The sequence below is a fragment of the Ruegeria sp. N7 genome, assembly GCF_056531345.1.
Map to the genome: position 1 here is coordinate 40,252 of NZ_JBQFLR010000024.1, position 8,200 is coordinate 48,451.

The 8,200-nt window shown below is 60.1% G+C and carries 6 protein-coding genes; all 6 read left to right on the top strand.

Annotated features, from left to right (window positions below):
- The first annotated feature begins 2 nt into the window (after nucleotides 1-2).
- The 6 genes from cphA (at nucleotide 3) to rfbA (ending at nucleotide 8,061) form a co-directional block, all read left to right on the top strand.
- Nucleotides 3-2,804 (top strand): cyanophycin synthetase, encoded by a 2,802-nt coding sequence (cphA, locus tag ACR0ES_RS18765; protein WP_480774354.1) that lies wholly within the window; start codon nucleotides 3-5, stop codon nucleotides 2,802-2,804.
- A 14-nt stretch (nucleotides 2,805-2,818) separates the two neighbouring features.
- A complete protein-coding gene (locus ACR0ES_RS18770; RefSeq protein ID WP_480871487.1) occupies nucleotides 2,819-4,564 on the top strand; it encodes a Mur ligase family protein in 1,746 nt (581 codons plus the stop codon).
- A gap of 142 nt (nucleotides 4,565-4,706) precedes the next feature.
- Nucleotides 4,707-5,264 (top strand): dTDP-4-dehydrorhamnose 3,5-epimerase, encoded by a 558-nt coding sequence (gene rfbC, locus ACR0ES_RS18775; RefSeq protein WP_480488984.1) that lies wholly within the window; start codon nucleotides 4,707-4,709, stop codon nucleotides 5,262-5,264.
- A 3-nt stretch (nucleotides 5,265-5,267) separates the two neighbouring features.
- Nucleotides 5,268-6,311, top strand: coding sequence for a dTDP-glucose 4,6-dehydratase (rfbB, locus tag ACR0ES_RS18780; RefSeq protein ID WP_209508309.1), 1,044 nt, complete (start codon nucleotides 5,268-5,270; stop codon nucleotides 6,309-6,311).
- A complete protein-coding gene (gene rfbD / locus ACR0ES_RS18785) occupies nucleotides 6,308-7,174 on the top strand; it encodes a dTDP-4-dehydrorhamnose reductase (RefSeq protein ID WP_480871488.1) in 867 nt (288 codons plus the stop codon). Before rfbB ends, rfbD begins: the two co-directional genes overlap by 4 nt.
- Nucleotides 7,171-8,061 carry a glucose-1-phosphate thymidylyltransferase RfbA gene (gene rfbA, locus ACR0ES_RS18790; RefSeq protein WP_480484785.1) on the top strand — a complete coding sequence of 297 codons (891 nt, stop codon included), beginning with the start codon at nucleotides 7,171-7,173 and terminating at the stop codon, nucleotides 8,059-8,061. The genes rfbD and rfbA overlap by 4 nt, the downstream gene beginning before the upstream one ends.
- The last annotated feature ends 139 nt before the right edge of the window (nucleotides 8,062-8,200 follow it).

An 8,200-nucleotide genomic window follows, 5' to 3' on the forward strand; every position in this document is an offset into this window, starting at 1 on the left:
TCATGAAAATAATCTCGACCAATGTCTTTGTCGGCCCGAATGTCTGGGCAAGTTTTCCGGTCATTCGCCACGTCATCGATCTGGGTGTTCTGGAAGAGTGGCCCTCGGCAAAAATTGGTTCCGAGTTTATTGACGCCTTGATCAAGGCGCTTCCCGGTCTGGCGGAACACGGCTGTTCCTATCGCGAACCCGGCGGCTTTATCCGCCGCCTGCGCGAGGATGAAGGCACCTGGCTGGGACATGTGCTGGAACATTGCGCCATCGAAGTTCAGAACGTGGCCGGGTCCGACGTGACCTTTGGACGTACGCGCGGCACAGGTGAGCCGGGCCAGTACAATATGGTCTATGAATACCGCCAGCGCGACGTCGGTCTGGATGCGGGCAATCTGGCGATGCGGTTACTGATGCACCTGCTGCCGCAATCCCTGAAAGATCAGGTGGATTACGAATTCGACCCGGACTTCAACTGGGATGAAGAACTGCGCAGCTTTGTGCTGCGGGCGCAACGCAAGGAATTTGGCCCATCGACCGGATCGCTGGTCAAGGCGGCGCAGGAACGCGACATTCCGTGGATCAGGCTGAATTCCGGCTCGCTTGTGCAATTTGGACACGGCAAGTTTCAGAAACGCATTCAGGCGACAATTACGTCCGAGACCAAGCATATCTCGGTCGAGATATCCTGTGACAAGGAAGACACCCATAATCTGCTGAACGATCTTGGCCTGCCGGTTCCGCAGCAGCGCATGGTCTATTCGGCCCGCGAGGCCGTACGCGCGGCAGCCCGGATCGGGTTTCCGGTGGTGGTCAAACCGTTGGACGCCAACCATGGGCGCGGCGTTTCGATCAATCTGAATTCCGATGCCGAGGTCGAGGCGGGTTTTGCCGAGGCCAAGGAGCATTCGCGCAGCCGCGCCATTCTGGTCGAGAGCTTCATCACCGGCTTTGATCACCGGATGCTGGTCGTGAACGACAAGCTGGTTGCGGTGGCCAAACGCGTCCCCGGCCATGTAATAGGCGACGGAACCCATACGATTGCCGAACTGGTCGACATCGTGAACCAGGACCCACGCCGGGGCATCGGGCACGAAAAAGTGCTGACCAGGCTCGAGCTGGACAATCAGGCTAACCGCCTGATGGAGAATGCGGGCGTGACGGAAGACACTGTCCTGCCCGAGGGTGAGGTTTTCTATCTGCGCTCGACCGCGAACCTGTCAACCGGTGGCACCGCCATCGATCTGACCGACGTGGTGCATCCTGACAACCGCGACATGGCCGAACGCGCCATCATGGCCGTCGGGCTGGATGTGGGCGGTGTCGATTTCCTGATCGACGATATCACCAAGTCCTACAAGGATATCGGTGGCGCGATTGTCGAAGTAAACGCCGCACCCGGTTTCCGGATGCATGTGGCCCCGTCCGAAGGTCAGCCGCGCGATGTGGCGGGCAAGGTCATCGACATGCTGTTCCCCGCCAATGAACAAACCCGCATCCCGATTGCGGCCATCACCGGCACCAACGGCAAGACGACCACGTCGCGGATGCTGGGTCATATCATGAAAACCAGCGGCAAGATCGTTGGCATGACCTCGACCGACGGCGTCTATGTGGATGGCAAGCTGAGCGTAAAAGGGGATATGACCGGCCCGAAATCGGCGCAGATCGTCCTGCGTGATCCGATGGTCGATTTTGCGGTGATGGAAACCGCGCGGGGCGGGCTGGTGCGCTCGGGTCTGGGCTATCAACGCTCGAACGTGGCAGCCTGTCTGAACGTCTCGGCAGATCATCTGGGCCTGGGCGGGATCAACACGGTCGAGGAGCTGGCCGTCGTCAAACGGGTGGTGGTGGAAAGCGCGACCGATACGGCCGTGCTGAACGCCGACGACATCAATTGTCTGAAGATGGCCGATTACGCCGGGGCGGATCAGATCTTCTATGTCACGACCAACCCCGGTCACAGTCTGGTCAAGGAACATATCAAGACAGGGGGCAAGGCCATCGTGCTGGAAAAAGGCATGAATGGCGACATGCTGACCATCTATGACAAAGGGCTTCACATCCCGGTTCTGTGGTCGCATCTGATCCCCGCCACGCTTGAAGGCAAGGCGATCTTCAACGTGCAAAACGCCATGGTCGCAGCTGCAATGGCCTATAGCTTTGGGGTCGATTTGGACAATATCCGGCATGGTCTGCGCACTTTCGACACCAGTTATTTCCAGGCACCGGGGCGGATGAATGTCTATGATGAACATCCCTTCAAGGTGATCCTTGATTACGGCCACAACCCGGCCGCGCTGAAGGCGATGGCCGCTTTGGCCGATCAGTTGGAGGTCAAGGGCCGCAGGCTGTGCGTTGTTGCGATGCCCGGTGATCGGCGCGATGAAGACATTGTTGATGGGGCCGCAGCGCTGGCCGGGCATTTTGACCACTTCATCTGCAAGGCCGATGACCGCCGCCGGGGTCGCGGGCATGACGAGGTGCCGCAAATGATGCGGCAGGCCCTGATCGATTGCGGGACACCGGATGAGGCAATCTCGATCATCCCGGATGAGGTTGAGGCCGTGACCACAGCGCTGGAGATGGCGGCACCGGGCGATCTGCTGGTGATCTTCGGAGATGACACCACACGCTGCTGGAAACAGATCATCTACTTCAACTCCGATGGAGAAACCTCTGAAACCGAGGCAGCACCCAGGACCAGCCCTGCCGACACCACGTTCGAGGACATGTTCGACAGCGATCAGAACCTGATCCGGGACGAACGCGGTGTAAGACTGGCGCGTGAAATCAGCGAAGACGCGGATTGAGCGGAGGTACCGGAATGGACCGGATCGAAGAGCTTGAAACCGCGCTGACCATCGAAAGCGCGACCGCTGATCATATTCAGGTGGATGACGCGCGGCGACTGACCGGCCCCGGCCTGTTATGGGATCACCCCGGCGCGGTGATGGATGTGTTTTTCACTATTATCGACCCCGCGCAGGTCATTGCACTGTGGGAAAAACACGCCCGGCGCGTTCTGGATGCGCTTGGCTGGCAGGATCAGGCACTGACCCACCGTACCTTTACCGGAGGCGTCAATCTGGCAATCTCGGCACCGATGGATCAGCTTTATTCCGCGATCTTTGCGGCTCAGACCGCCTGGCATTTCTGCGCGGCAGAGTTGCTGGAGACCACGCCGGGCGATTTTGATCAGATGATCCGGGACGTCAAAGGCGTCATGGCGAAGGAGGCCAATCCTGCGCTGATCGCCCTGATCGCGGCAGCCGACGCGCATGGTGTGGATATCCTGTGCGACGATGATGAGATTTCCATCGGGCATGGAACCGGCAGCCAAACCTGGCCTGTCGACGCGTTGCCCGCCCCGGATGACGTGGACTGGCCCGCCTTTCACAACATCCCCGTCGCCTTCATCACCGGCACCAACGGCAAGACCACCACGACCCGGTTGCTGGAGGCGATCGCCCGCGCCTCGGGCAAGGTCGCAGGGCTGACCTCGACCGAGTTTGTGCGGGTGGGTGACGATATTCTGGATCGCGGCGACTATTCCGGCCCCGGCGGAGGGCGGATGTTGCTGCGCGACAAGCGGCTTGAAATCGGATGCCTTGAAGTGGCCCGTGGGGGTATCCTGCGCCGCGGCCTGCCGACGCGTGCCGCCATGGCCGCCACTGTCACCAACGTGGCGAACGATCATCTGGGGCAATACGGCGTCAACACGGTGCCCGAGCTGGCTCAGGCGAAATTCGCCGTGCACCGGACACTGACCAAGGGCGGTGTTCTGGCCCTGAATGCCGATGATCCTTTTGTCCGTGCCGAGGCCGAAAACACGGCGGCGAATATCTGGTGGTTTTCACTGGATGCCGGGAATGATCTGATCCGTCGGGCGCGCGACGCGGGAACATGCTGCGCTTATGTCTCGCAGGGCAACATCGTCTTCTTTGACGGCCGGTCCGAGCATACGGTCATTGCCGTGTCCGACGTGCCCCTGACCATGGGCGGGGTCGCGAAATACAACATCCTGAACGCTCTGGCGGCTATGTGCCTTGCGCTGGCTTTGAAACTGCCGCTTGAAGCGGTGCGGCATGGGTTGGCCGGGTTCAAACCGGATGCCAAGGACAATCCGGGTCGCTGCAACGAATTCCAGCACAACGGCGCTCAGGTTTTCGTGGATTTCGCGCATAATCCGCATTCGATTTCTGCCGTGTGCGATGCGCTGTCGGCCTTGCCGGCAAAACGGCGGTTCATCATGCTCAGCCATGCCGGAGACCGCTCGGACCAGGACATTCGCGACGTCACCGCAACCGCCTTGAATTTCCAACCCGACGTGGTCGTTGCTGCTGAACTGGAAGGGTACCTACGGGGTCGCGCTTTGGGAGAGATACCGGACCTGATTGAAAAGTCGGCTCTGGAACAAGGGTATGACAAGACCCAGATCCAAAGGGCCGCATCCCCGTCCGAGGCCGCCGCGATGATCCTGAAACAGGTGGAACCGGGCGATCTAGCACTGCTGCTGGTTCTGTCGGAACGCGACGCCGTGCTTGAGATGCTGGACCAGCAGGTGACGTAGTGGGGTGAGGGAGCAGGAAGGCAGCGAGCCGCCATCTCCGGCTGCGGTCATCTAAGCAGCAAATTGCGCAACACCCTTGCATTGAAACCCAGCCTGACAATACTCGCCCAACACAGGCAACAGGTGGTTGAGGTTAGGTGTTATGGAGATTGAGCAGACGGGGTTGTCGGGTGTGTTGGTTATTCGCCCGCAGCGGCATGGGGATTTGCGCGGGTTTTTTTCCGAAAGCTGGAACAAGGCGCGGCTGGAGGAGGCTGGGGTTGTGTTGCCGGAATTTGTGCAGGACAACCATTCGCTGTCGTCCGCGGTGGGGACATTGCGCGGCCTGCATTTTCAGGCGCCTCCGCATGCGCAGGGCAAATTGGTGCGCGCGGGCCGGGGCGCGCTTTATGATGTCGCCGTCGATATCCGCAAGGGATCGCCAACTTATGGGCAATCTTTCGGCATCGAGCTCAGCTTTGAGAACGGGCGGCAGCTTTGGGTGCCGGCGGGATTTGCCCATGGTTTTGTGACGTTAGAGCCCGACACCGAAATCTGCTACAAATGTACCAGCTCTTACAATGCGGATGCCGATGGGGGTGTGCGCTGGGACAGCTGTGGTATTGATTGGCCCTTGCAGGGGAACCCGGTGCTGAGCGACAAGGACAGGATTGCGCCTGCGCTGGCCGATTTTGACAGCCCGTTTGTTTACGAAGGATAGAATATGAAACTGTTGGTGACAGGTGGTGCGGGTTTCATCGGGTCCGCGGTCGTGCGGCGTGCCATTGCGGACGGACATCAGGTCGTGAACCTTGATGCGCTGACCTATGCGGCCTGCCTCGACAATGTTGCCGAGGTTGCAGAGAACCCGAACTATGCCTTTGTTCACGCAGATATCCGCGACCCTGCGGCCCTGAAGGCGGTGTTTGCCGAGCATGCGCCTGATGCGGTGATGCACCTGGCGGCGGAATCCCATGTTGACCGGTCCATCGACGGGCCGGGGGCTTTCATCGAAACCAATGTCCTGGGCACATACAACATGCTGGAGGCGGCGCGCAGCTATTGGGCCGGACAAGGAAAACCGGACACTTTCAGGTTCCACCATATCTCGACCGATGAAGTCTTTGGCAGCCTGGGCCCCACCGGCCAGTTCACCGAGGATACCCCCTATGATCCGCGGTCACCCTATTCCGCGTCGAAAGCCTCCAGCGATCATCTGGTCCGGGCCTGGCACGAGACCTATGGCCTGCCGGTGGTGCTGACCAACTGTTCGAACAATTACGGGCCCTATCATTTCCCTGAAAAGCTGATCCCTGTTGTGATCCTGAACGCAATCGCGGGCAAGGCGCTGCCGATCTATGGCGACGGCTCGAATGTCCGCGACTGGCTGTATGTCGAGGATCACGCCGACGCGCTTTTGCTGGTGGTGCAAAAGGGGGCTGTCGGCCGGTCCTATAACATCGGTGGCGAGAACGAGCGCAGCAATCTGGAACTGGTGCAGACGCTGTGTGCGATCCTAGACGACCTGCGCCCGAAACCGCAGGGGGTCTATGCGGACCAGATCACCTTTGTCACAGACCGCCCCGGGCATGATGCGCGTTACGCCATCGATCCCTCGCGGATGCGCAACGAAATGAACTGGCGCCCGTCCGTGACGGTAGAGGAAGGTCTGCGCAGAACGGTTGAATGGTACCTGAACAATGAAGACTGGTGGCGGTCTTTACAGAACCGGTCCGGCGTTGGCGAACGGCTGGGGGTCAGCGCGTGAAACTTCTGGTCTTCGGGGCGACCGGTCAGCTGGGCCGGGAACTGATCCGGTGTGGCGGGGATATCTCGGTTGAAGCGCTTGGGCGCGACAAGGCGGATTTTACCGATCCCGAAGGGTGCGCGGCCCTGGTTCGCAACACCGATGCGGATGCGGTGATCAACGCCGCCGCATATACCGCCGTCGACAAGGCCGAAGCGGAGGAAGACCTTGCCCTGCTGATCAACGGAGCCACGCCCACGGCGCTGGCCAAAGCCGCGGCCGGGCGCGGATTGCCGTTTGTTCAGGTCTCGACAGATTATGTGTTTGACGGGGCGGGCACGGCCCCGTTCTTACCCAACCACGCGACCGGCCCGCTGGGCGCCTATGGGCGCACCAAGCTGGCGGGTGAGGCCGGTGTGATTGCGGCGGGCGGACCCCATGCAATCATACGAACCTCGTGGGTGGTGTCGTCACATGGGCATAACTTCGTCAAAACCATGCTGCGCCTCGGCAAAGAGCGTGACCACCTGACGATCGTCGCAGACCAGATTGGCGGTCCAACCCCGGCATCGGCACTGGCCGGGGCCTGTATCGGCGCGGCCCGCGCCCTTTTGACAAACCCGGATGAAAAGACCGGAATTTACCATTGCAGCGGTGGCCCTGATGTCAGCTGGGCCGATTTTGCGCGCGAGATCTTCGATCAGGCCGGTATTGACTGCAATGTCGAAGACATCCCGTCCAGCGCATACCCGACCCCCGCGAAACGCCCCCTGAACAGCCGCCTGGACTGCACGACACTGACAACGGAACTGGGCGTGCCCCGTCCGGATTGGAAGGCGGGCCTGCACAGCATACTTGAAGACCTTGGAGAGCTCGGCACATGACGACCCGGAACGGCAAGAAACGCAAAGGTATCATTCTGGCAGGCGGGTCAGGCACCCGTCTTTATCCGATCACGATGGGCGTCTCGAAACAGCTTTTGCCCATCTATGACAAGCCGATGATCTATTACCCCCTTTCGGTGCTGATGCTGGCCGGGATCCGCGACATCGCGATGATCACGACGCCGCAGGATCAGGAGCAGTTTCAGCGCCTGTTGGGTGACGGAAGCCAATGGGGCCTGTCCCTGACCTGGATTGTTCAACCTTCTCCTGACGGGTTGGCGCAAGCCTATATTCTGGCAGAAGATTTTCTGGATGGTGCCCCCTCGGCCATGGTGCTGGGCGACAACATCTTCTTTGGGCACGGCCTGCCCGAGATCCTGCAATCGGCAGACGCCAAAGAGACGGGTGGCACTGTCTTCGGCTATCGGGTCGCTGATCCCGAACGCTATGGGGTCGTGGCCTATGACGAGGCTGGCGCCGTCACCCAGATTGTCGAGAAACCCCAAGTGCCGCCATCGAACTACGCCGTGACCGGGCTGTATTTTCTGGACGGCTCTGCCCCTGAACGGGCCCGCGCCGTAAAACCGTCTGCACGCGGCGAGCTTGAGATTGTCACCTTGCTTGAAATGTACCTTGAGGCCGGGTTGCTCAGCGTCAACCGCATGGGGCGCGGTTATGCCTGGCTGGATACCGGAACCCACGCAAGCCTGCTGGACGCCGGAAACTTTGTGCGTACGCTTCAGGACAGGCAAGGCCTGCAAACCGGATCACCTGACGAAATCGCCCATACGCTGGGCTGGATCAGCGACCAGGACCTCGAAGCCCGCGCCCAAAGATTCGGCAAAAACGACTACGGCGAATACCTCAAGAACCTGCTGAACCATTAGCCGTTCAATAGCGGTATTGGCTTGGTTGAGTTTTTTGGTTTTGGTTGTGGGTTTGGTGGTGAGGTCTTATTTAGCGTGTTTGGATGTTGGGATGGGTTGGTCTGCCGCAGGGTAGCATCAGCCCTTTAGGCGCGGCGGG